Below are 22,836 nucleotides of genomic sequence, written 5' to 3'. Positions count from 1 at the left end.
GGCCTCGATGGTGCTGGGAGCGCGTAGGGTCACGCGCTCCCCAATACATCAGGACGGGCTAAGTTCACTCCGCCGGTTGCGGCGCGTCGTCCCCGGGCTTGTGGTCGATCGCGCCGCCGTCATGCGCCGGGCCGAGCACGCGGCTGCCATCGTCGCCGGGGCGATAGGTGAGCAGCCGCTTGGACAGCTTCGGTCCGAGCCATTGTTCGAGGCCAACCGCCAGGCTGAACAGCGCCGGCACAATCACCAGGGTCAACACGGTCGACAGGATCAGGCCGCCGATCACCACCACGCCCATCGGCGCGCGCCAGGACGAGTCGCCGCTCAGCGACACGGCGGTCGGGATCATGCCGGCGACCATGGCGATCGTGGTCATCACGATCGGCTGCGCGCGCTTGTGCCCGGCATCGACGATCGCAGTGACCTTCGGTACGCCCTTGTACATCTCCTCCAGCGCGAAATCGACGAGCAGGATCGAGTTCTTGGCGACGATGCCGAACAGCATCAGGATGCCGATATAGACGGGCAGCGACAGCGGCATGCCCATGATCAGCAGCATGAGGAGGCCACCCAGCGGCGCGTTGAGCAACGAACCCATGTTGACCAGCGGCGACACGAACCGGCGATAGAGCAGCACCAGCACCGCGAAGACCAGGAAGATGCCCGATGCCAGCGCAATGAAGAAGTTGTTGAGCATTTCCGCCTGCCACTTGGCCTGGCCGACGGTCATCTCGCCCACGCCCACCGGCAGGCTCTTCATGATCGGCAGGTCGTGGATCTTCTTCATCACCTCGCCATTGACGAAGGGCTTGCCCGTCGCCGGATCCATCGCGAGGTCGGCGCCCACCACCAGGCGGCGCTGCAAGTTCAGGCGCTCGACCTTGGTCGGCCCCGCGCCGAAGCCGATCTCGGCGACGACCGAAAGCGGCACCGAACCGCCGTTCTGGGTCTGCACCGGCATGTTCTGAAGCGTCGAGAGCTTGGCGCGGGCATCCTCATTGATCGCCACCCGGATCGGGATCTGGCGGTCGGAGAGCGAGAATTTGGCGCTGTTTTGTTCGATATCGCCGAGCGTCGCGATGCGGATCGCGTTGGACAATGCCGATGTGGTCACGCCCAGGTTCGCCGCCAGGTCGAGCCGCGGCCTGATGATGATTTCGGGCCGCTGAAGATCGCCCGAGATTCGCGGAGCGACGACTTCCTTCATCCCCTCCATCTGCTTGACCAGCTTGAGCGCGGTGTCGTTGAGCAGCGCGGGATCCTCGCCGCCCAGCGTGACGGTCAGGTCGCGGCCGCTGGAGCCCCAGCCGAACTGCGAGCGGAAGGTGACGCGCGCGTCGGGGATCGCCAGCAGCTGGGGCGCGAGGCGCTTCTCGAACGCGGTGCTCTTCTCGGTGCGGTCTTCCTTCAGCTCGGCGCGGACGCGGCCGTTGCCGACGAAGCTGCGCTCATAGACGTTCATGACGTTCGATTCGCCGCGCAGGATGCCGGCCACCCTGCTGACGACGCGTTCGGTCTGCTCGAGCGTGGTGCCCGGCACCATCTCGACATTCGCGGTCACGCTGTCCTGGTCCTGCGCCGGCTGGAAGGTCTGCGGCATCGTGGCGAACAGGAAGACCGTCGCCCCGAGCGACAGGGCATAGCCCGCGACCGCCACCCAGCGATGCATCAGCGTCCAGCGCAGCAGCACCATGTACGCATCCATGATCCGGCCTTCGCCGTGCGACGCATGGCCCTTGGCTTTCAGGAAATAGGCCGCGATCATCGGTGTCAGCAGTCGGGCCACCGCCAGCGACATCAGCACCGCGGCGACCACGGTCAGGCCGAAATTCTTGAAGAACTGGCCCGAGATGCCCGGCATCAGGCCGACCGGCAGGAACACCGCGACGATCGACATGGTGGTGGCGAGCACCGCGATGCCGATCTCGTCGGCCGCGTCGATCGATGCCTGATAGGCGGATTTGCCCATGCGCATGTGGCGGACGATGTTCTCGATCTCCACGATCGCATCGTCGACCAGCACGCCCGCCACCAGGCTCAATGCGAGCAAGGTCATCTGGTTGAGCGTGAAGCCCAGCATATCCATGAACCAGAAGCTGGGAATCGCCGAGAGCGGGATCGCCAGCGCCGAGATCGCCGTCGCGCGCCAGTCGCGCAGGAAGATGAAGACGACGATGACGGCGAGCACGGCGCCCTCGATCATCGCTTCCATCGCCGTGTGATATTGCTGCTCGGCATATTTGGAATTATTGTCGAGCAGCTGGAACTTGACCTTGGGATTGGTCTTTTCGAGCTCCTTGAGCTTCTTGTCGGCGTCATGGAACACCTCGACGTCCGACGCGCCTTTGGCGCGCTGGATGTCGAACGAGATCACCTGGTGGCCGTTATACTTGGCCAGGCTGCGCTGCTCGGCGAAGCCGTCCTTGACGTTGGCGATATCCGCCAGGCGCACGGTGCGGCCGGCGCCGGTCGAGATCTGGGTCTGGCCCAGTGCATAGGCATTCTTCGCGTTGCCGATCACGCGCACCGACTGCTCGAAGCCCGAGATCTCCGCGCGTCCGCCCGCGGCATTCATGTTGACCGCGCGGAGCTGCTGGTTGACCTGGCTCGCGGTCAGGCCGACGCCCTGGAGCTTGGCGGGGTCGAGCACCACGCTGATCTCGCGATCGACGCCGCCGTTGCGGTTGACCGCCGACATGCCGGAAACCGCCAGCAATTCCTTCGACACGGTATTGTCGATGTACCAGGAGAGGTCTTCCACCGTCATGTCGGTGGCGACCGCGGTGAAGCTGGCGATGTCGTTGTCGCTCGCAGTGTCGACGCGGCCGACCTGCGGTTCGAGGATGCCGTCGGGCAAATTGCCGCGGATCTGCTGGATCGCGCTGCGCACGTCCTCCACTGCGCGATCGATCGGCGTGCCGATGTCGAGCTGGACGACCGTCTGGCTGTTGCCTTCCGAAACCGTCGAATTGATCTCGTCGATGCCCTGTAGGCTGCGAACCGCCGATTCGACCTTCTGGGTGATCTGGGTTTCGAGCTCGCTCGGCGCGGCGCCCGGCTGGCTGATCGAGATCCACACGATCGGGAAATCGATGTCCGGATCGTTGTTCACGTCCATCTTGGCGAAGCTGACGAGCCCCGCGATCGTCAGGAACAGGAAGAGGACGATCGGGGGGACCGGATTGCGGATCGCCCAGGCCGAGATGTTCCGGAAGCTCATGACGCAGCCTTACTTCTTCTGGAGAATCGGAATGACCTTCTGGCCGGGATTGAGGAACGCGCCCGCGGTCAGCACGACACGCTCGGTGCCGTTCAGGCCGCTCGCGATGGCGACGCCATTCTCCGAGACATCGCCCGTGGTGACCGCGCGGCGCACCGCCTCGTTCTTGTCGTTGAGGATGAAGACGTAATTTCCCTCGGGATCGCTCTGCACCGCGGACTGCGGCAGCGAGACCGCCGCGTTGCCACCGGCGATGATGCGCGCGCTGGCAAAGCCACCCGGGCGCAGCGCCGGATTATAGCTGAGCGCGACGCGGGCGATGCCCTGGCGCGTCTGCGGATCGATCACCGGAGAGACCTGCCACACCTCGCCCTTGAACATCTGGGTGCTGCCCGTCGGCGTCACTTCGGCCTGGGCACCGGCGTGGAGCCGCTGGATGTCGCTTTCGGCGAGTTGGGTGCGCAGCTCCATCTGGCCGCCCATCGCCATGCGGAACAGCACGCCGGAGCCCGCGGAGACGATCTGGCCGGGTTCGACCTGGCGCGTCAGCACCAGGCCCGCTTCGGGCGCGCGAATGTCGAGTCGGCGGTTGCGCGCCTGGGTCTCGGAGAGCTGGGCCTGCGCCACGCGGACGCGGGCGGTTGCTTGATCGCGCGCCGCGGTCTTCTGGTCGATATCGGCCTTGGAGATGAAGCCGTTCCCGACCAGTTTCTGGGCGCGTTCGAGATTGGACTGGGCCAGCTTGGCGTCGGCCTGCGCCACGCGCACCGATGCGGCGAGCGAATCGGCCGTCTGTACCTGGACCGAGCGGTCGACGGTGGCGAGCACCTGACCCTTGGCGACCCAGCTGCCCGGCTCGACGAGAACGCGCGTGACCACGCCACCCTCGCCCGCGACGCCGACGGGCATCTCGCGGCGTGCCGCGAGGCTGCCGGTGCCGGTGACGATCGTCTGCACGTTCTGGCGACCCGGAACCGCGACGGTGACCGTCGGGATCTGCGACTGGGTCTGCGCCGCGCCGCCCTTGGGCGTGTCCGCCTTGGGCTTGCCCATCATGAAGAAGGCGGCCACGCCCACTACGATCACCACCGCGAGGCCGATCCAGATCCAGCGGCGGCTGCGCCGCGCCGGTTCGTCGCCGGTGAACTCCAGCCGCTCTTGCCGTCCCAACATCTTTGCCTCGTAGTTCATGTGCGACAATCCCGATTCGGCCATGCAAGCCGCTGCCCCAGGTCGCACTGTATTAGATGAATAAGGCACCGACCACAAGAGCCGTTTCGCATGCGGCGCGGCAAATGCCCGTGTCCGCCAGATTGCGCAAGTATCTCGGGTTGTTTCCTCTAAGAAACGGTTTGCATTCGCAAACGCATGGCGCAAGCTTTCCCCAGGCTCGGGTCAACGGGTCATGACGGGAGAAGAGAAGATGCCCAGCGGTATCCTAGGATGGCTTCTGATCGGCCTTGTGGCCGGCGCACTCGGCAAGCTGATCATGCCGGGGAAGGATCCGGGCGGCATCATCGTCACGATCCTGCTCGGCATCGCCGGCGCGCTGCTGGCCTTCTATCTCCTGCCACTGCTTCACATCGAAGTCCGCGACAGCACGTGGCAGGCCTATGCTGCGGCAACCGCGGGAGCGGTCGTGCTGCTTGTGATCTACCGGCTCCTGATCGCGCGCCGAACCTGACGCGGCGCTGACGATTGCGTTCATGTCGCATTTGTCCTGCGTTCGGCATGGCCGTGCGCAGGACAAAACTGTTCGGGAGATGTTGAAGATGATGCGGACCCTAATGCCCGCCACGCTTGCGGCGCTGGCGCTGTCAACGCTGCCCGCGACGGCGCAGGATATGCGCCCGCCCTACGCGCCGATCGACGGCACGATTCTAGACGTGTCGGTGACCGGCACCACCACCCGCACGCCCGATCTGGCGCTGATCGAGGCGGGCGTGGTCACCACTGCGCCCAGCGCCGCGGCGGCGATGAGCCAGAATGCCGAACGGATGCGCACCGTGCTCGCGGCGTTGCGCAAGGCAGGAGTCGCCGAGCGCGACATTCAGACCTCGGCGATCTCGCTCAGCCCGCAATATCGCTATGTCCAGAACGAAGCGCCGGCGATCACCGGCTACCAGGCGTCGAACCAGGTCTCGATCCGCTTCCGCGACGTGGCCAAGAGCGGCCCCGTGCTCGATCTGCTGGTGCAGCAGGGTGCCAACAATATTTCCGGCCCCACGCTTTCGATCGACAAGCCCGATGCCGCGATGGACGAGGCGCGCCGCGACGCGGTGGCCAAGGCCAAGGCGCGGGCGACGCTTTATGCCGAATCGGCGGGGTTGCGCGTCGAGCGCATCCTGACGATCTCCGAAGGCAGCGCTCCGATGCCGCCGATGCCCGTGATGATGCGGGCGCAAGCCATGGCCCAGGACAAGGCGCAGAGCGAAGTGGCACCCGGCGAGCAGCAGGTTGCCGCGACGATCACGGTACGCTTCCTGCTCAAATGAACGTGAAAAAGGGGCCGCCCCGGCTGGGGTAGCCCCTTTTTCTATCGAACCTGCGTCTGTTAGCGGACGGCGCCGCGACGAACGAGGTTGACGATCGCCAGCAGGATGATTGCGCCGACAAGCGACACCAGGAACGTGGTCGGAGTGATCACGCCGCTGTTTATGTTGCCGCCGAACAACAGTCCGCCGATAAATGCGCCGACAATGCCGACGATGATGTTGAGAAAGATGCCCTGCTGGGCATCGGTACGCATGACGATGCTCGCCAGCCAGCCGACAACGCCGCCGATGACGAGCCAGATAAGAAGACCCACCATAATAGTCCCTCCGTTGCTAGCCCGGCCAGCCGGGCAGACGGTGAACTAATCCGTGACCAGTCGTGTTGGTTCCGTACCGAAATTTCGATGCGCTGGCGGAACTTTCCTTCGGCTCGTCGGTGGCGGGCAAAAAAACGGCCCACTCTCGACCGGAGAGCGGGCCGCGTCGAGCCTCGAGGGAGGCAATCAGTATTTCTGCTGGCGTTCGTAGAGCGACCGATAGTGCTGAATCCGCGTCACGCGCAGCCCCGGCATGCCAGATCGATCGATTGCGCGCTGCCAGCCCGCAAATTCCTCTACAGTAAGGTTGTAGCGCTCGCAGACCTCGTCCACGCTCAGCAGCCCGCCATTGACCGCGGCAACGACTTCCGCCTTGCGACGGACGACCCAGCGGGTCGTCTCGGGCGGCGGCAGTGTTTCCAGCGTCAGCGGCTCGCCGAGCGGGCCGATGACTTTCGCGGGACGGATTTTCTGGTTCTCAATCATCTACCAACCTCGAATGGGGCGGGGGCACCCAGTTACTCAAACTCTGAAACGACCGATAAACGCGCCACTTGAACAACGGCTAAAATGGCACGGTAAACAGTCGATTCACTCCTCTTGCCATCGCGTTAGCGCTTGCGCGGCAACGCGGTGAAAGGCGCCGTGCACAGGCGCCAGCAACGCTTCGACCGGGACCGAAAAAGAAATCCTGGCCTGGATTCGCGCCGTGGGACTCGCCGCCTGGCGGGCGGCGATGCCCACCATCAGCACCGCCAGCCTGGTCGGCATGGCGGTGACCGCCACATCGCGTTCCAGCCTGGCAAAACTCAAATCCACGTTCGCACACCCATTCGTCTCTAAGGTTGGCCATTCTTAGCGAAGAGACCTGAAGGGGCAGTAAAGGCGCTGAAAACGGGCGCTTAACCTCGGTGTTCGAAACGTTTAGGTGCAGCTCCGGGTGGAACCCGGGCTCGGTTGCCCCTATGTGCGGGCTCGATGAACCCCGGAGATTTCCAGTTGAGCGGGCCGCTGACCAAGCGGCGAATCGTCGTCGCGATGTCGGGCGGGGTCGATTCGTCGGTCGTCGCCGCGCTCGCCGCGCGCTCGGGCGCGGAGACGATCGGCGTCACGCTCCAGCTCTACGACCATGGCGAAGCGGTGGGCCGCGCGGGCTCGTGCTGCGCCGGCCGCGACATCCGCGACGCGCGCGCGGTGTGCGATAAACTGGGCATCGCGCATTATGTGTTCGATCACGCCAGCAGCTTCCGCGAGACGGTGATCGACGATTTCGCCGACGAATATCTGGCCGGCCGCACGCCGATCCCGTGCGTGAAGTGCAATATGGGTCCGAAATTCACCGATCTCTTCGCGCTCGCGCGCGATCTCGGCGCCGATTGCCTGGCGACCGGACATTATGTCCGCCGGGTCGAGGGGGCCGAGGGCCCCGAGCTCCACCGCGCCATGGATCCCGCGCGCGACCAGAGCTATTTCCTGTTCGCGACCACCGCGGCGCAGCTCGACTTCCTGCGCTTCCCGCTGGGCGGCATGCCCAAGCCCGAGGTCCGCGCGCTCGCCGCCGAGCTGGGGCTGGGCGTCGCGGGCAAGCCCGACAGCCAGGACATCTGCTTCGTCCCCGACGGCGACTATGCCTCGCTGGTCAAGAAATTGCGCCCCGAGGCCGAGGCGGGCGGCGCCATCGTCGACGAGAGCGGCAACAAGCTCGGCGAGCATAAGGGCCTGATCCATTTCACCGTCGGCCAGCGCCGCGGGCTCGAGATCGGCGGCAGCCCCGAACCGCTCTATGTGCTGCGCCTCGATCCGGCGACGCGCGACGTGATTGTCGGCCCCAGGCGCGCGCTCGCGGTGCGCGCCGCGCGGATCGAGAATATAAACTGGCTCGCGGGCGACCATGCCGGGCCGATGACCGCCAAGGTCCGCTCGCTTGCCAAGCCGGTGCCGGCGCGCAAGCAGGGGGACCGAATCGTGTTCGAGACCCCCGAATATGGAGTCGCGCCGGGCCAGGCGGCGGTGCTCTATGCTGGCGACCGCGTGCTCGGCGGCGGCTGGATCGCCGAGACCGAACGTGCCGAGCTCCTGCCCGCCTGACCGGCGCGGATACCGGTCCCTCCAAAGGTAACGAAGGTAACGGGGATGTCGGGGCGAATGCACCTTCCCCGGATTCGAAAGCCGGATCCGCATGCGCGCGACCGGCGCGGTCGCCGGCCGCGGAAATGCGCTTGGGGCGTCCGGAATCGCATAGTCGTCGCAATCCGCATCGGCACCGCCAGCAGGAAGCAGACGAAATCCTACATTGCCAGTCCCCGGGGGGCTTTCGGCGGGTGCGCCGATGTGAGTCGGAGTGACGAACCACGTCGCAGTCGCGGAAACCGGAATGGCTGTTGGCGATCCATTTGCGGAGACTAGAAAGCGGCTTGGTCGGCCGCTCGTCATGCCCAAACCGCCCGCGGTCCTTCCTTTTGTGCCAGGGGAGCAAAGAGAGTAACTGCCGCAGAGCACAGATGCGGAGGTTTCATGGATCGCCTCGACGCAATGCAGGTGCTGCTGGCGGTCGTCGACGCGGGAAGCATTTCGGCGGGAAGCCGCAAGCTCAATGCGCCGCTGCCAAGCGTAAGCCGGAAAGTCGCCGAGCTCGAGCGCCATCTCGGCACGCGGCTGCTCATCCGCACGAGCCGTAAGGTCCAACTCACGGACGCCGGACGTGACTATGTCGAAGTCGTTCGCCAGGTCGTCGGCCAGATCAAGGAAGCCGAGTTACGCGCATCGGGCGAATATGAGGAGCCAAGGGGCGAACTGAGGCTTACCGTACCCGACGAATTTGGCCGCAGGATCGTTCTCCCGCTCGTCTATGAATTTCTTCGCGAGCACACCAAGATTACGCTCGACATCATCACGGCAAATCGCTTCGTCGATCTTGTCGAAGAGCGGGTCGATGTCGGTATACGAATTGGCCATCTGGCCGACAGCGCGCTCTACTCGATGAAGGTCGGCACTACCGGCATACTAACCTGCGCCAGCCCCGAATATCTGCAGCGCAGAGGCACGCCGAGGACGCCAGCGGAGTTGGTGGGGCATGACGGCGTTCAGATCGGCCATTTCGCACGCGCCTGGATATTCGGAAGCGCGTCGGTTCCCGCCGCCGAGCCGGTACGGCGTGTGCACGCGAACGATGCCACGGATGCTTGCAACGCTGCGATCTGGGGCCTTGGGATAATCAGGCTGCCCAACTTCATCGTCGACGAGCACCTTAGGTCGGGCGCACTCGTCGAGCTTCTCAAGGACTATCCGGCCGAGCCGCTTCCCATCCATATCATATATGCGAAACAGGGGCTTCTGCCTCTCAAAGTTCGCGCCTTCATCGATTGGATCGCGCCGCGGCTGCGGAATAAGCTGAATGAGGTCAACGCACCCCGATTGAGTTCCTAGTCCCCGACATGCGCAGCGGATGTCTGCACCCCGAAGGTCAGAGCGTGAACTCGCCCTCGATCACCGTCACGCATTTGCCGCCCAGGATCGCGCGGTCGCCGGCCAGGGTGCAGGCGACATGGCCGCCGCGCTTCGACGCCTGATAGGCGGTGAAGCTGTCCTGCCCCAGGCGCTTCGCCCAATAAGGCGTGAGCACCGAATGCGCGGAGCCGGTCACCGGGTCTTCGTCGATCCCGGCGGCGGGCGCGAAGACGCGGCTGATCACATCGGTGCCTGCCCCGGCCTCCGAGCTGGGGGCGCGGCCCGGGGCGGTGACGATGTTGAGCGTATCGCCGATCGCGGCGAGCGCGCGGAAATCGGGCGTCAGCGCCAGCACCGCCTCGGCACTGTCGAGCACGGTCAGGTCGTAGCCGCCCGGATGATGCAGCGTCTCGGCGTTCGCGATGCCGAGCGCGCGCAGCACGTCGGGGAGCGCCTTCGGCTGGGGCGGATAGGCGGGGAGCGCCATCGCATAGCGGTCGCCGTCGCGCGCCACTTCGAGCACACCGGCCTTGCGCGTGCGGAAGGTGACGCGGTCCCGGGCCGGATCGGCGCTCAGCACGAAGTGCCCGCTCGCCAGCGTCGCATGGCCGCACAAGGCGACCTCCACCGCCGGCGTGAACCAGCGCAGCTCATAGTCCGCTTGGCCGGTCGCGTCGGGCAGGAAGAAGGCGGTCTCCGCGACATTATTCTCCTCGGCGATCGCCTGGAGGATTTCGTCGGCCAGCCAGGCGTCGAGCGGCATCACCGCGGCCTGATTGCCGGCGAAGGGCTTGTCGGCAAAGGCGTCGATCTGGGCGAAAGGCAGCTTCACGGTTCGCGTTCCTCGAGCAAATTGGTTTCGGCCATCGGGTTGCCGGGCTCGTCGATCTGGCCTTCGGGATCGACATGGATCAGGATTTCGGTGCCGGGAAACTCGGCGCCGAGCTCGGTCTCGAGCTTTTCCACGACCTCGTGCGATTCGGCGATCGTCATCTTGGGGTCCATCCAGATATGGAACTGGACGAAGTCCATCGCGCCGCTGGTGCGCGTGCGCAGGTCGTGCAGGCCGATCAGCTCGGGATGGCGGCCGGCGCACTCGATGAAGCGCTGACGTTTCGCTTCGGGCCATTCCTTGTCCATCAGCTGGTCGATTGCCGCGACCGACGCGCGCCACGCGCCGAACAGCAGCCAGAAGGCGATGAGCACGCCGAACAGCGCGTCCGCGCCCTGGATGCCTGCATAATTCTCCAGCACCAAAGCCGCGATCACCGCGCCGTTGAGGAACAGGTCCGACGTGTAGTGGATACGGTCTGCGCCGATCGCGATCGATCCGGTGCGGCGGATCACCGATTGCTGGTAGCTGGTCAGAGCCAAGGTGACGAGGATCGCGACGATCGAGACAAGGATACCATATTCGGGATCGGCGCTCGCCTGTTGCGTGAACATCCGCTCGACCGCGCGGACCAGGATCGCGAAGGCCGAGATCGCGATCACGGCGACCTGAAAGAGCGCCGCCAGCGCCTCCGCCTTGCCGTGCCCGAAGCGATGCTCGCGATCGGCGGGCTGCGCCGCCCAATGCACCCCGCCCAAGGTTACCAGCGACGCGACGAGATCGAGCAGGCTGTCGGCGAGGCTGGCCAGCACCGCGACCGATCCGGTGCGCCACGCGGCATAGGCCTTGAGGCCGCCCAGCAGCACGGCGCAGGCGACGCTCGCCAGCGCGGCGCGGCGGGCGAGGTTGGTCACGGGTACAGCAGTCCTTCGTTCCAGCTATCGCCTTCCCAAGTGAACAGGCGGCGCTCGTGGAGCCGGTGCTCGCGGTCCTGCCAGAATTCGATTGCCGTCGGCGTTACTCGGTAGCCGCCCCAATGCGGCGGGCGCAGCACTTCGCCCCCCTCGAACCGCGCGCGCATTGCCTCGTAGCGCGCCTCGAAGGTTTCGCGCGTATCGAGCGGGCGCGACTGGTCCGACGCCCAGGCGCCGAGCTGCGAATCGCGGCTGCGCGAAGCGAAATAGGCGTCGCTCTCGGCATCGCTCACCTGGCTGATCGCGCCCTCGATCCGAATCTGGCGGCGCAGCGATTTCCAGTGGAAGAGCAAGGCCGCCTTGCTGCCCTCGCCGAGCTCCCGCGCCTTGCGGCTCTCGCGGTTGGTGTAGAAGACGAAGCCGTCGGATCCATGCCCCTTGAGCAGCACGATCCGCGCCGAGGGCTGGCCGTCCGCGCCCACCGTGGCCAAGGTCATCGCGTTGGAGTCGTTGGGCTCGCTCGCGCGCGCTTCGGCGTACCAGGCGTCGAACAGTGCGAAGGGATAGGTGGACATAGCCAAGGAGCCTCTATCGCCAGACCATTTTTGTGTCGAGGAACACTGAGCCTATTGGGGAATTGAATCGGCCTCGCAACGAGAGAGGAACGAGTGATGGCGGCGCGCGCCTATTGGCAGGGGCAGATCAGGCTGGCCTTGGTCTCGATTCCCGTCGAGATCTACACCGCGACCAAATCGGGCGCGCAGATCAGCTTCCATCAGATCCACGAGCCCAGCGGCAAGAGGATCAAGTACGAGAAGGTCGCGCCCGGCATCGGCGAGGTCCCGGCCGACGAGATCGTCAAGGGCTATGAGGTCGAGAAGGGCGAATATGTCCTGCTCGAGCAGGACGAGATCGACGCGGTGAAGCTCGAATCGAAGAAGACGCTCGAGCTAACCCAGTTCGTCGACGCCGACGAGATCGACGTGCTCTATTACGAGCGGCCCTATTTCGTGGTGCCCGCCGACGATCTGGCCGAGGAGGCCTTCATCGTGCTGCGTGAGGCGCTCAAGCGTACCCGCAAGGTCGGGCTCGGCCAGCTGGCGCTGCGCGGCCGCGAATATGTCGTCAGCCTCAAGCCGTGCGGGCGCGGCATGGTGCTGGAGACGCTCCGTTACGCCGATGAGGTAAACAAGGCGCAGGGCTATTTCCGCGACATCCCTGACGATGCGCCTGATCCCGAGCTGCTCGGCCTCGCCGAGACGCTGATCGAGAAGAAGGTCAGCAAGTTCGTCCCCGGCCAGTTTCACGACCGCTATGTCGATGCGCTCCGGGACCTGATCGAGCGCAAGAAGAAGGCCAAGGGCAAGAAGATCATCGAGGAGACCGATGACGGCGCGCCGACCCGCGGCTCGAACGTGGTCGACCTGATGGCGGCGCTCAAGAAATCGCTGGAGAAGCCGGGCGCCAAGGCCAGCGCGGCGGTGAAGACCAAGCCGGCCAAGGCCCCGGCGAAGCGCGCGCCGGCGAAGAAGCGTGCCTGAGGCCGATCCCCTCGCGAAGTACAATGCCAAGCGGGACTTCGCGAAGACCGCCGAGCCCGCCGGCGCGATCGCGCGCACCGGCGGCAATCGCTTCATGGTGCAGAAGCACGATGCGTCGCGGCTGCACTGGGATTTCCGGCTGGAGATCGACGGCGTGCTCAAGAGCTGGGCGGTGACGCGCGGCCCCAGCCTCGATCCCGACGAGAAGCGCCTCGCGGTGCGCACCGAGGATCATCCGCTCTCTTATGCCGATTTCGAGGGGACGATCCCCCAGGGCCAATATGGCGGCGGCACGGTGATGCTGTGGGATGACGGCGTCTGGGAGCCGATCGAGGGCAAGAGCGCCAAGGACCTGGAGAAGGGACATCTCCATTTCCGCCTCGACGGCGAACGGATGAAGGGCGAATGGCTGCTGATCCGCCTGAAGCCGCGCGTCAAGGAGAAGGCGGAGAACTGGCTGTTGCGGAAAATCGACGACCAGTTTGCCGGCGCGACCGACGCGCTGGTCGAGACCGGGCTGACCAGCATCAAGACCGGCCGGACGATGCAGGAGATCGCCGAGGGCAAGAAGGCCGAGAAGGTGAAGAAGGCCGCGCCGCGGGCGGCGAAGGGCAAGCTCCCCACTTTCCATGCGCCCCAGCTCGCGACGCTCGTCGACACCGTTCCCACCGGCAACGACTGGCTGCACGAGGTCAAATATGACGGCTATCGCGCGCTGCTCGCGATCGGCGACAAGGGGCCGAAGATCTACACCCGCACCGGCCTGGACTGGACGGAGAAGTTCCCGGGCATCGCCGAGGCGGCTGCGACGCTCCCCGGTGCTGCGCTGATCGACGGCGAGATCGTCGCCTTCAAGCAGGGCAAGCCCGATTTCTCGACGCTGCAGGAAGCGATCTCGAACGGCGGCGAGGGGCTGACGATGTTCGCGTTCGACCTGCTCTCGCAAGGTGACGAGGACCTGACCAAACTCCCGCTGCTCGCCCGCAAGGAACGGCTGCGCGCGTTGCTCGAGGGCGTGGACGAACGCATCCAGTTCTCCGAGCATATCCAGGGCGCCGGGGAGAAATTGTTCGAGACGATGTGCCGTGAGGGTTACGAGGGCGTGGTCTCCAAGCGCGCCGATGCGCCCTATCGCGGCGCGCGGACCAAGAACTGGCTCAAGATCAAGTGCATCCACCGCCAGGAATTCGTGATCATCGGCTGGACGCCGAGCAGCGCCAAGGGGCGCGGCTTCCGCTCGCTGCTGCTGGCGGTCAACGGCAAGGACGGGCTGGTCTATGCCGGCAAGGTGGGGACGGGCTTCAACGCCGCGACGCTCGACGATCTGCGCGAACGCTTTGAGAAGATCGCCACCGACGATCCGCCGGTGAAGGTCCCGCGTCCGGAGGCGCGCGGCGCGAAATGGGTGAAGCCCAAGCTGATCGCCGAGATCGCCTTTGCCGAATTCACTGCTGAGAATGTCGTACGCCATGCCAGCTTCATCGGACTGCGCGAGGACAAGAAGGCCGAGGATGTGGTGGTCGAGAAGCCCTTGCCGCAACCCGAAGCGCCGGTCAGCAGCATCAAGATCAGCAGCCGCGAGCGGGTGATCTACCCCGAATCGGGCCTGACCAAGGGCGATCTCGCCGATTATTACGCCGCGGTCGCGCCGATCGCTTTGCGCTGGGTCGGCAATCGCCCGATCAGCCTGGTCCGGTGCCCGCAGGGCCGCGCGAAACAATGCTTCTTCCAGAAGCATGATGCCGGCTCGTTCGGCGAGCAGGTCCATCATGTCGACGTCCGCGAGAAAGACGGATCGGTCGAACCCTATCTCTATGTCGACGATGCCGACGGGATGCTCGCCTGCGTGCAGATGGGGACGATCGAATTCCATGGCTGGGGCAGCCTGGTCGCCGATATCGAGAAGCCCGACCGGCTCGTCTTCGATCTCGATCCCGATGAGGGGCTCGACTTCGAGGTGGTCAAGAAGGCGGCTGTCGACCTCAAGGACCATCTGGCGGACATCGGCCTGACGAGCTGGCCTTTGCTTTCGGGCGGCAAGGGCGTCCACGTCGTGGTGCCGCTGATTCCGAAGGCGGAGTGGCCCGAGGCGCGGTCCTTCTGCGAGCGCTTCGCGCGTGCGCTGGCCCAGGCCGAGCCCGATCGCTTCACCGCCAACCTCAAGAAGCTCAATCGCAAGGGCAAGATCTTCATCGACTATCTCCGCAACCAGCGCGGCAGCACCGCCGTGCTCCCTTATGTCGCCCGCGCCCGGGAGGGCGCACCGGTCGCGGCGCCGGTCACCTGGACCGAGCTGCGCGATATCGACAGCGCCAAGCGCTTCACGATCCGCGATGCCGCCGAGCTGATCGAGCGCGCCGCTTCGCGCGCATTGCAGGGCTGGGGAGAGACCGCGCAAGAATTGCCCGACCTCTAGTCGCGAAAGGCATAGCCCTCCGCACATCTCCATTGTTGCAAGGCAGCATGGATTGCCCCATCGTCGACCAAAGGGTTGAAGGAAGCGATTTTGGCCAGCCGCGCAGCGACCGGATTGTTCGATGCCGGCCTGATCGCCGACCGGTGGATCGCGGACTATTGCGCCCATGTTCCCCCCAGCGACATGCTCTGCGCCCATAGCGACAGCGCCTGGGCCGGCCTCTTCGAGGAACTGGCCGCGCTTTCCGGCGAGAATCTGGCGATCGCCCGCGAGCGCGCCCAGCGCAATGCCGAGGATATCGGCACCGGCTTCCGCATCGCCGGCGAGGGCGAGGAGCGTCCCTGGCCGCTATCGCCCGTGCCGCTGCTGATCGAGCAGGCGGAATGGAAGGGCATTGCCGACGGCATCGCCCAGCGCGCCGAGCTGATGGAGACCTTGCTCCAGGACCTCTATGGCGAGAGCAAGCTGGTCGCCGACGGCGACGTACCCGCCGCGCTTGTCACCGGGAGCCCCTTCTTCCTGCGCCCGCTCGCGCGGCTCACCCCGCCGGGCGGCTATCACCTCCAGTTCGTCGCGGCCGATCTTTGCCGCGGACCTTCGGGCGAATGGCGGGTGCTTGCCGATCATCTCCGCGCGCCCGCCGGCGCCGGCTATGCGCTGGAGAACCGGCTGGCGATGGCGCGGACGCTCGATGGGCTCCAGACCCGGATCAACATCGAGCGCCATGCGCCCTTCTTCGCGGCGTTCCGCGAAGGGCTGGCGGCTTTGTGCCGGCGAGCCGAGCCGCGCATGGCCTTGCTCACCCCCGGCCGGCTCAATCCCAGCTATGCCGAGCAGGCGCATCTCGCGCGCTATCTGGGCTTCCTCCTGGTCGAGGGTGCCGATCTCGCGGTGCTCGACGACAAGCTCTATGTGCGCACCATTGCGGGCCTCAAGCGCGTCGATGCGCTGTGGGACCGGCTAGATCCGCGCCTGCTCGATCCGCTCGCGCTCGATTCGCACTCGACGATCGGCGTGCCCGGCGTGATCGACGCGATGGCCGAGGGCAATGTCGTCATCGCCAACGCCCCCGGCGTCGGGCTGCTCGAGGCGCCCGCCTTCGCCGCCTTCCTGCCGCGCCTGTCCGAACTGCTGCTGGGCGAGCCACTCAAGCTGCCCAACATCGCGACCTGGTGGTGCGGCCAGGACACAGAACGGGACCATGTCGCCGCCAATCTCGATTCGCTGCTGATAGCGCCGGCATTCGGAAACCCGCCGCTGGGTCTGCCCGAGGGCCAGGCCGCGCTCGGCTCGACGATCACCGGCGATGCCCGCACCGCTTTGCTCGAGGATATGGCGCGCCGGCCGCAGGACTATGTCGGCCAGGAAGTCGTGTGCCTGTCGACGATGCCCGTCGGCGCGGAGGACGGCCTCGCGCCGCGCCCCTTCACGCTTCGGGTCTTCGCCGCGCGCGGTGCCGATGGACAGTGGATCGTCCTACCCGGCGGCTTCGCGCGGATCGGCGAGCATCCCGACGCACGCGCCGCGGTGATGGGCGAGGGTACCTGGTCGGCCGATGTCTGCGTCCATGGTCCCGATCCGGTGGCGCCGGTGTCGCTGCTCCCGTCGGGCGATTCGACCCAGCTCCGCCGCAATCCGGGCACCTTGCCCAGCCGCGTCGCCGACAATCTCTTCTGGCTCGGCCGTTATCTCGAGCGCGGCGAGGCTTTGCTCTCGGTGCTCCGCGTGCTGCTCGGCAATTCGATCAGCGCCGATACCGGGGCTGCGCTCGCCGGCGACACGGTTCGTCGCCTGGTCTCGCTCGTCGTGACCAGCGGTGCGGCGCCTGAGCCGCGCGCGTTGAAGCGTGCCGACCTCACCCATCTCGCGCGCACCGCGCTGGAGGACGAAGGCGCGCGCAGCGTTCGCGCGATCAATGCCCAGGCCAAGCTGATCGGCGAAGTATCCCGCGAACGGCTATCGGCCGACATGGTCCGGCTGCTCGATGCGCCGTTCCCGACAGGCGGCTCGCTGCTCGACAAGGCGGGATCGCTCCAGCGCCGTTATTCCGCGCTGGCGGGCCTGGCGGGCGAGCATATGGCGCGCACCGATGCCTGGCGCTTCCACGAACTCGGCCGCCGCATCGAGCGCGCCAGCGCCGCGATCCGCTTCCTGCGCAGCTTTGGCGGGGCGGACGCGACCAGCGACGATCTTTCCACCCTGCTCGATCTCGCCGACAGCCAGATCAGCTATCGTCAGCGGTATCTGACCGGCATCGCCCGCGTGCCAGTAATCGATCTGGTCGCGCTCGATCCGGGCAACCCGCGCGCCATCGCTTTCCAGGCCGGGGCGATCTCGGAGCATCTCAACAAGTTGCCGGTGCTGTCGGACGATGGCCTGGCCGAGCCGCAACAAGAGCAGGCGCGCGAGTTCGCCGCGCTGATGGTCACCGCACGCGCCACGCGGATCGACGATGCGATGCTCTGGGACCTTGAGAATCGCCTTGGGCGCCTCTCGGACGCGATCGCGCGCCGCTATTTCCTCCAGGGCGCCGAACCCTTGCGCGCTGCAGGGCTCGTTCTGGCCTAGGAACCCATGCTCTACCGCATCCGTCACGTCACCCGGTTCGAATATGCGCAGCCGGTCGCCTTCGCGCGCTGCAACCTGCGGCTCCAGCCGATATTGTGGTCGGGGCAGGTGATCGAGGATTATCGCCTGACGATCACCCCCAGCGGCGAGACCTCGCCCGCGCGCGCCGAAGCCGGCCTGGCCAATGTTGTGCGCCTCGTGCTCGATGCGCCGGTCCGGTCGCTGACGATCGAGAGCAGCGCACAAGTCCGCGTCGATCGGATGATTCCGGTCCCGCAGGCGAGCGATCCCACGCTTGGCGAGATCGCCCGGCTTGCCCGCGCCAGCCGTGACGCCTCGCCGGTCAGCCCGGCTAGCTATCTGTTCCCCTCGCCGCTGATCCCGCTCGATCGCGACATCGCTTTGTGGTGCGCCGAGGATCTCGATCCGGGCCGCGGCGTGCTGGAGGCGGGGATCGCGCTGGCCCGGCGCATCCAGCGCGAGTTCGCATTCGATACCACCGCGACCCTTGTCGACACTTCGCCGCACGAGGCATTCGTGAAGCGCGGCGGCGTCTGCCAGGATTTCGCGCAGATCATGATCTCGGGCCTGCGCGCCGCGGGCCTGCCCGCGGCCTATGTCTCGGGCTATCTGCGCACCTTGCCGCCGCCCGGCCAGCCCCGCCTGGTCGGCGCGGACGCCACCCATGCCTGGGTGCTGCTGTGGTGCGGCCCCGATCTCGGCTGGGTCGGGGTCGATCCCACCAACGGCATCTGGATGGCCGAGGATCATGTCGTGATGGCGATCGGCCGCGACTATGCCGATATCGCACCGATCGACGGCATCGTGCTCGGCTCGGGCGCACAGGAACTGCGCGTCTCGGTCGATGTCGAGCCGCTGGAACAAGTCTCCGCCTGAGCCTTGCCCTTGCACTACAGGCCTTGCGCGCCGATGTTCGGCGCCATCGTCCGTCCTATAAGGAGCGGACTAGGTTAGAGTGGACGAACTGGGGAATACATTGGCCGATCCTTACGCAACTCTGGGTGTGGCGCGCGGAGCGACCGAGGCCGATATCAAGAAGGCCTATCGCAAGCTCGCCAAGGAGCTGCACCCCGACAAGAACAAGGACAATCCGAAGGCGACCGAGCGTTTCAGCCAGGTCACCCAGGCCTATGACCTGCTCACCGACAAGGACAAGCGCGCGCGCTTCGATCGCGGCGAGATCGACGGTGACGGCAATCCCACCGCGCCATTCGGCTTTGGCGGCGGCGGCCAGCAGGGCGGTTTCCGCCCCGGCGGGGGCCAGTTCGATTTTGGCAGCGAGGGCAATGGCGATCTCGGCGACATTTTCGAAGGTCTGTTCGGCGGTGGGGGCGCGAAGCGTGGCGGCGGGTTCAGCGGCGGCTTTGGTGGTTTCGGCCGACGCCCGGCGGCCAAGGGCGCCAATGTCGCCTATAAGCTCGCGGTGAGTTTCGAGGATGCCGCGCGATTGAGCCCGCAGCGGATCACGCTGCGCGACGGCAAGACGATCGACCTGAAATTGCCCGCGGGAGTCGAGGACGGCACCCAGATGCGGCTCGCCGGCAAGGGCGAGGAAGGGCCGGGCGGCTTTGGCGACGCGATCGTCACGATCGAGATCCAGCCTCATCGCTTCTACGAGCGCGTCGGCGACGATATCCGACTCGACCTGCCGGTCAGCCTGTCCGAAGCGGTGCTCGGCGGCCAGATTCGCGTGCCCACGCCCGATGGCGCGGTGATGCTGACGGTTCCTAAGGGGTCGAGCTCGGGCAAGGTGCTCCGCCTCAAGGGCCGCGGCTTCCACAAGAAGGGCGGCGGGCGCGGGGACCTGCTCGTCACGCTGATGGTCGATTTGCCGGTGGACGACGACGCACTGATCGAGTTCGTCCAGGGCTGGCAAGACAAGGGGAACCCGCGCGGTCGCATGGGCGTCTGAACCCGCGTGGATTCTGAACAACCTCCCATCTCTCCGGAATCGCCCGAGGCGCGTCGGCGCGGGCTGGGCGGCCAGATCCATCAGCATCTCAGCGATCTAGGCGTCTCGCAGCGCTTCTTCGTGGTGCTCAAGCGCGTCGCCATCGGCACCTTTACCGATGGCTTCACCTATGCCGGCAACCTTGCCTATCTCTCGCTGGTCACGCTCTTCCCCTTCTTCATCGTGGCGGCGGCGCTGGCTAGCCTGTTGGGGCGCACCGGCGAGGGCATCCAGACGCTCGAGGCGTTCCTGCGCACCGTCCCGCCCGATGTCGCCGCTTTGCTCCGCCAGCCGGTGCTCGACGTGCTCCACGCCCGCACCGGCAATCTGCTGTGGTTCGGTGCGATCGTCGGGTTGTGGACCACCGCCGGCTTTATCGAGACGATCCGCGGCATCTTGCGCCAGGCCTATGGCGTCCAGTCGCGCACGCCCTTCTGGCGCTACCGTCTGGGGGCGATCGGGATGATCATCGCCTCGGTGATCCTGGTGATGGCGGCGTTCAGCTTCCAGGTGATCCTCACGGGGGTCGAGCAACTGGTCTATCGCGTCTTTCCCTGGGCTTCGGAGGCGCAGCGGATCGTGTCGTTGAGCCGCATCGCGCCGGGGATCGCGCTGTTCGGCGCGCTCTACATGCTGTTCTATTCGCTGACGCCGAGCCGCTACCGCAAGACCAAATGTCCCAAATGGCCGGGCGCCGCATTCACCGCCGGCTGGTGGCTGCTGGTGACGGCCTTGCTCCCCAGCGTGCTCGGCACGCTTGGCAGTTACGACCTCACTTATGGCAGCCTTGCGGGCGTGATGATCGCGCTGATCTTCTTCTTTCTCGTCGGGCTGGGGCTCGTCGTCGGCGCCGAACTCAACGCGGCGCTGGCGGAAGCGCCCGAAGACGGGCTAGACGGACGCCACGAACAAGAGGTGCAAAGCACGTGACCGGATTGATGCAGGGTAAGCGCGGGTTGATCATGGGCCTGGCCAATGACCGCTCGCTGGCATGGGGGATCGCCAAGAAGCTCCATGAACAGGGCGCGGAAATGGCGTTCAGCTATCAGGGCGAGGCGCTGGAGAAGCGCGTGCGTCCGCTCGCGGAGCAGCTCGGCCAGGATTTCCTGATCGAGTGCGACGTCTCCGACATGACCGAACTCGACAAGACCTTCGCCACGCTGGCGGAGCGCTGGCCCACGATCGACTTCGTCGTCCATGCGATCGGCTTTTCGGACAAGAACGAGCTGCGCGGCGGCTATGTCGACACGAGCCTCGAAAATTTCCTGATGACGATGAACATCAGCGTCTATTCCTTCGTCGCGGTCGCCAAGCGCGCGGCGGCGATGATGCCCAATGGCGGCAGCCTGCTGACGCTCAGCTATTACGGCGCCGAGAAGGTGATTCCGCACTATAACGTGATGGGCGTCGCCAAGGCCGCGCTCGAGACCAGCGTCCAGTATCTCGCGGTCGATCTCGGCCGCGACAATATCCGCGTCAATGCGATCTCGGCGGGGCCGATCAAGACGCTGGCGGCCAGCGGAATCGGCGATTTCCGGCTGATCCTGAAGTGGAACGAGCTCAATTCGCCGCTGAAACGCAACGTGACGATCGAGGATGTCGGGGGCGCGGGGCTGTACCTGCTCTCCGATCTCGCCTCGGGCGTGACCGGCGAGACGCATCATGTCGACGCCGGCTACAACGTCATCGGCATGAAGGCCGAGGACGCCCCGGACATCGCGCTCGTCTAGCGTGATGCTGTTTCATCCCCTGCTGACGTCGGTCGGAGCGATGGCGGTTGCGCTGTTGCTCAACCTCGCGGAATTGGGACCGCGCTGGTCGCGTCTCGATATCGTCGTGCTGGGTGTGACCATCTTCTGCATTGTGGCAGGCGGTTCGATCGGTGATGCGCTCGGATCGTCCACGATCGGATGGATCGCTGGCATAATGATCGGCATGACCGGTGCCGGGCTGATCCGTTCGCGGTTTTCCCGGGCATGAGCTTCAATACCTTCGGCCGCGTCTTCCGCTTCACCACCTGGGGGGAGAGCCATGGGCCCGCGCTGGGCGCGGTGGTCGATGGCTGCCCGCCGGGGCTGATCCTGTCCGAGGGCGACATCCAGCCTTTCCTCGACAAGCGCCGCCCGGGCCAGTCGAGGTTCACGACGCAGCGGCAGGAGCCGGACCAGGTCCGCATCCTTTCCGGCATTTTCGAGGGGCGGACGACCGGCACCCCGATCGCGCTCCATATCGACAATGTCGACCAGCGCTCGAAGGATTATTCGGAGGTCGCCAAGGCCTATCGCCCCGGCCATGCCGATTATGCGTATGACGCCAAATACGGCTTCCGCGACTATCGCGGCGGCGGGCGCTCCTCGGCGCGCGAGACGGCGGCGCGGGTCGCCGCGGGCGCGGTGGCGCGGCTGGTGATCCCCGAGGTGACAATCCTCGCCTGGGTAGAGGCGATCGGCGGCGATACGATCGACTATGCCAATTTCGATGCGGCCGAGATCGGCAACAATCCGTTCTTCTGCCCCGATGCCGAGGCTGCGAAGCGCTGGGAGGCGCTGGTCGACGGAGCGCGCAAGAGCGGCTCGTCGCTGGGCGCGGTGATCGCCTGCGAGGCGACCGGCGTGCCGCCGGGCTGGGGCGCGCCGCTCTATGCCAAGCTCGACAGCGAGCTGGCGGCGGCGTGCATGTCGATCAATGCCGTGAAAGGCGTCGAGATCGGCGACGGGTTCGCCGCCGCTGCGCTGACCGGCGAGCAGAATGCCGATGCGATGCGCCCGGGCAATGACGGACACCCGCATTTCCTCGCCAACCATGCCGGCGGCATCGCGGGCGGCATCTCGACCGGCCAGCCGGTGCGCGTCCGCGTTGCGTTCAAGCCGACCAGCTCGATCCTAACCCCGGTCGAGACGATCACCCGCGAAGGCGAGGCGACCGAGATCATGACCAAGGGGCGGCACGACCCCTGTGTCGGCATTCGCGGCGCTCCGGTGGTCGAGGCGATGGTTGCGCTGGTGCTGGCGGACCAGAAGCTGCTGCACCGCGCTCAGGTCGGCTGACCCCGCTCTCGGCTCGTGGTTAAGGCGTGGCGAGGCTGGGTTGGCGGTGTTTCGTTTGAAACATAAC

The 22,836-nt window shown here is 66.1% G+C and carries 21 protein-coding genes; 13 read left to right on the top strand and 8 right to left on the bottom strand.

All coding sequences use genetic code 11. The annotated features are described in order from the left end of the window. Nucleotides 1-64: 64 nt before the first annotated feature. Together IAG41_RS13355 and IAG41_RS13350 are read right to left on the bottom strand one after the other, a co-directional pair. Nucleotides 65-3,220, bottom strand: coding sequence for an efflux RND transporter permease subunit (locus tag IAG41_RS13355; protein WP_187729106.1), 3,156 nt, complete (start codon nucleotides 3,218-3,220; stop codon nucleotides 65-67). Nucleotides 3,221-3,229: 9 nt separating this feature from the next. Continuing rightward, nucleotides 3,230-4,411 carry an efflux RND transporter periplasmic adaptor subunit gene (locus tag IAG41_RS13350; RefSeq protein WP_187729105.1) on the bottom strand — a complete coding sequence of 394 codons (1,182 nt, stop codon included), beginning with the start codon at nucleotides 4,409-4,411 and terminating at the stop codon, nucleotides 3,230-3,232. Nucleotides 4,412-4,643: 232 nt separating this feature from the next. Between IAG41_RS13350 and IAG41_RS13345 the strand changes: the two genes are divergently transcribed. Together IAG41_RS13345 and IAG41_RS13340 are read left to right on the top strand one after the other, a co-directional pair. After that, nucleotides 4,644-4,904, top strand: coding sequence for a GlsB/YeaQ/YmgE family stress response membrane protein (locus IAG41_RS13345; RefSeq protein ID WP_187729104.1), 261 nt, complete (start codon nucleotides 4,644-4,646; stop codon nucleotides 4,902-4,904). Between the two features lie 88 nt (nucleotides 4,905-4,992). Beyond that, nucleotides 4,993-5,715 (top strand): SIMPL domain-containing protein, encoded by a 723-nt coding sequence (locus IAG41_RS13340; RefSeq protein ID WP_187729103.1) that lies wholly within the window; start codon nucleotides 4,993-4,995, stop codon nucleotides 5,713-5,715. A gap of 59 nt (nucleotides 5,716-5,774) precedes the next feature. Here IAG41_RS13340 and IAG41_RS13335 read toward each other — a convergent pair whose 3' ends face one another. The 3 genes from IAG41_RS13335 to IAG41_RS13325 all read right to left on the bottom strand — a co-directional run bounded on the left by IAG41_RS13335 (nucleotide 5,775) and on the right by IAG41_RS13325 (nucleotide 6,818). Continuing rightward, nucleotides 5,775-6,029: a GlsB/YeaQ/YmgE family stress response membrane protein gene (locus IAG41_RS13335; protein WP_187729168.1), complete on the bottom strand. Its 255-nt coding sequence runs from the start codon at nucleotides 6,027-6,029 to the stop codon at nucleotides 5,775-5,777. A gap of 189 nt (nucleotides 6,030-6,218) precedes the next feature. Then, a complete protein-coding gene (locus tag IAG41_RS13330) occupies nucleotides 6,219-6,518 on the bottom strand; it encodes a DUF1153 domain-containing protein (RefSeq protein ID WP_187729102.1) in 300 nt (99 codons plus the stop codon). 105 nt (nucleotides 6,519-6,623) lie between these two features. Then, on the bottom strand, nucleotides 6,624-6,818 hold the full coding sequence (locus IAG41_RS13325; protein ID WP_316251149.1) for a hypothetical protein: 195 nt from the start codon (nucleotides 6,816-6,818) through the stop codon (nucleotides 6,624-6,626). A 192-nt stretch (nucleotides 6,819-7,010) separates the two neighbouring features. On the opposite strand from IAG41_RS13325, the gene mnmA reads away from it, so the two are divergent. Together mnmA and IAG41_RS13315 are read left to right on the top strand one after the other, a co-directional pair. Then, complete coding sequence (mnmA, locus tag IAG41_RS13320; protein WP_187729100.1) at nucleotides 7,011-8,120, top strand: tRNA 2-thiouridine(34) synthase MnmA; 1,110 nt, start codon at nucleotides 7,011-7,013, stop codon at nucleotides 8,118-8,120. Between the two features lie 426 nt (nucleotides 8,121-8,546). Then, nucleotides 8,547-9,458: a LysR family transcriptional regulator gene (locus IAG41_RS13315; protein WP_187729099.1), complete on the top strand. Its 912-nt coding sequence runs from the start codon at nucleotides 8,547-8,549 to the stop codon at nucleotides 9,456-9,458. Nucleotides 9,459-9,495: 37 nt separating this feature from the next. Here the strand turns inward: IAG41_RS13315 and IAG41_RS13310 are convergent, their stop codons facing one another. Genes IAG41_RS13310 through pdxH form a run of 3 tightly spaced genes read right to left on the bottom strand, consistent with a single transcriptional unit; the run spans nucleotide 9,496 to nucleotide 11,800 of the window. Further along, nucleotides 9,496-10,311 carry a PhzF family phenazine biosynthesis protein gene (locus IAG41_RS13310; protein ID WP_187729098.1) on the bottom strand — a complete coding sequence of 272 codons (816 nt, stop codon included), beginning with the start codon at nucleotides 10,309-10,311 and terminating at the stop codon, nucleotides 9,496-9,498. Further along, nucleotides 10,308-11,225, bottom strand: coding sequence for a cation diffusion facilitator family transporter (locus IAG41_RS23235; RefSeq protein ID WP_187729097.1), 918 nt, complete (start codon nucleotides 11,223-11,225; stop codon nucleotides 10,308-10,310). Before IAG41_RS23235 ends, IAG41_RS13310 begins: the two co-directional genes overlap by 4 nt. Further along, nucleotides 11,222-11,800 carry a pyridoxamine 5'-phosphate oxidase gene (gene pdxH / locus IAG41_RS13300; RefSeq protein WP_187729096.1) on the bottom strand — a complete coding sequence of 193 codons (579 nt, stop codon included), beginning with the start codon at nucleotides 11,798-11,800 and terminating at the stop codon, nucleotides 11,222-11,224. The genes IAG41_RS23235 and pdxH overlap by 4 nt, the downstream gene beginning before the upstream one ends. 96 nt (nucleotides 11,801-11,896) lie before the next feature. On the opposite strand from pdxH, the gene IAG41_RS13295 reads away from it, so the two are divergent. From IAG41_RS13295 to aroC, 9 genes are all read left to right on the top strand, one after another. Then, on the top strand, nucleotides 11,897-12,766 hold the full coding sequence (locus IAG41_RS13295) for a Ku protein (RefSeq protein ID WP_187729095.1): 870 nt from the start codon (nucleotides 11,897-11,899) through the stop codon (nucleotides 12,764-12,766). After that, nucleotides 12,759-15,182, top strand: coding sequence for a DNA ligase D (gene ligD / locus IAG41_RS13290; RefSeq protein WP_187729094.1), 2,424 nt, complete (start codon nucleotides 12,759-12,761; stop codon nucleotides 15,180-15,182). Before IAG41_RS13295 ends, ligD begins: the two co-directional genes overlap by 8 nt. A gap of 90 nt (nucleotides 15,183-15,272) precedes the next feature. Continuing rightward, the gene (locus IAG41_RS13285) at nucleotides 15,273-17,750 is read left to right on the top strand and encodes a circularly permuted type 2 ATP-grasp protein (RefSeq protein WP_187729093.1); all 2,478 of its coding nucleotides are present in this window, start codon (nucleotides 15,273-15,275) and stop codon (nucleotides 17,748-17,750) included. Between the two features lie 6 nt (nucleotides 17,751-17,756). Continuing rightward, complete coding sequence (locus IAG41_RS13280) at nucleotides 17,757-18,647, top strand: transglutaminase N-terminal domain-containing protein (RefSeq protein WP_187729092.1); 891 nt, start codon at nucleotides 17,757-17,759, stop codon at nucleotides 18,645-18,647. Nucleotides 18,648-18,747: 100 nt separating this feature from the next. Next, nucleotides 18,748-19,683 carry a DnaJ C-terminal domain-containing protein gene (locus IAG41_RS13275; protein ID WP_187729091.1) on the top strand — a complete coding sequence of 312 codons (936 nt, stop codon included), beginning with the start codon at nucleotides 18,748-18,750 and terminating at the stop codon, nucleotides 19,681-19,683. A 6-nt stretch (nucleotides 19,684-19,689) separates the two neighbouring features. Next, nucleotides 19,690-20,652, top strand: coding sequence for a YihY/virulence factor BrkB family protein (locus IAG41_RS13270; protein WP_187729090.1), 963 nt, complete (start codon nucleotides 19,690-19,692; stop codon nucleotides 20,650-20,652). After that, nucleotides 20,649-21,452: an enoyl-ACP reductase FabI gene (gene fabI, locus IAG41_RS13265; RefSeq protein ID WP_187729089.1), complete on the top strand. Its 804-nt coding sequence runs from the start codon at nucleotides 20,649-20,651 to the stop codon at nucleotides 21,450-21,452. Before IAG41_RS13270 ends, fabI begins: the two co-directional genes overlap by 4 nt. Nucleotides 21,453-21,492: 40 nt before the next feature. Further along, nucleotides 21,493-21,702 carry a hypothetical protein gene (locus tag IAG41_RS13260; protein ID WP_222950676.1) on the top strand — a complete coding sequence of 70 codons (210 nt, stop codon included), beginning with the start codon at nucleotides 21,493-21,495 and terminating at the stop codon, nucleotides 21,700-21,702. After that, on the top strand, nucleotides 21,699-22,769 hold the full coding sequence (gene aroC, locus IAG41_RS13255) for a chorismate synthase (RefSeq protein ID WP_187729087.1): 1,071 nt from the start codon (nucleotides 21,699-21,701) through the stop codon (nucleotides 22,767-22,769). Before IAG41_RS13260 ends, aroC begins: the two co-directional genes overlap by 4 nt. Nucleotides 22,770-22,836 lie beyond the last annotated feature (67 nt).

The sequence above is a fragment of the Sphingomonas sp. JC676 genome (assembly GCF_014489075.1).
Classification (GTDB): Bacteria; Pseudomonadota; Alphaproteobacteria; order Sphingomonadales; family Sphingomonadaceae; genus Sphingomonas.
Note: the sequence above shows the minus strand (reverse complement) of the source record. Positions and strands in the feature narration are given on the sequence as shown.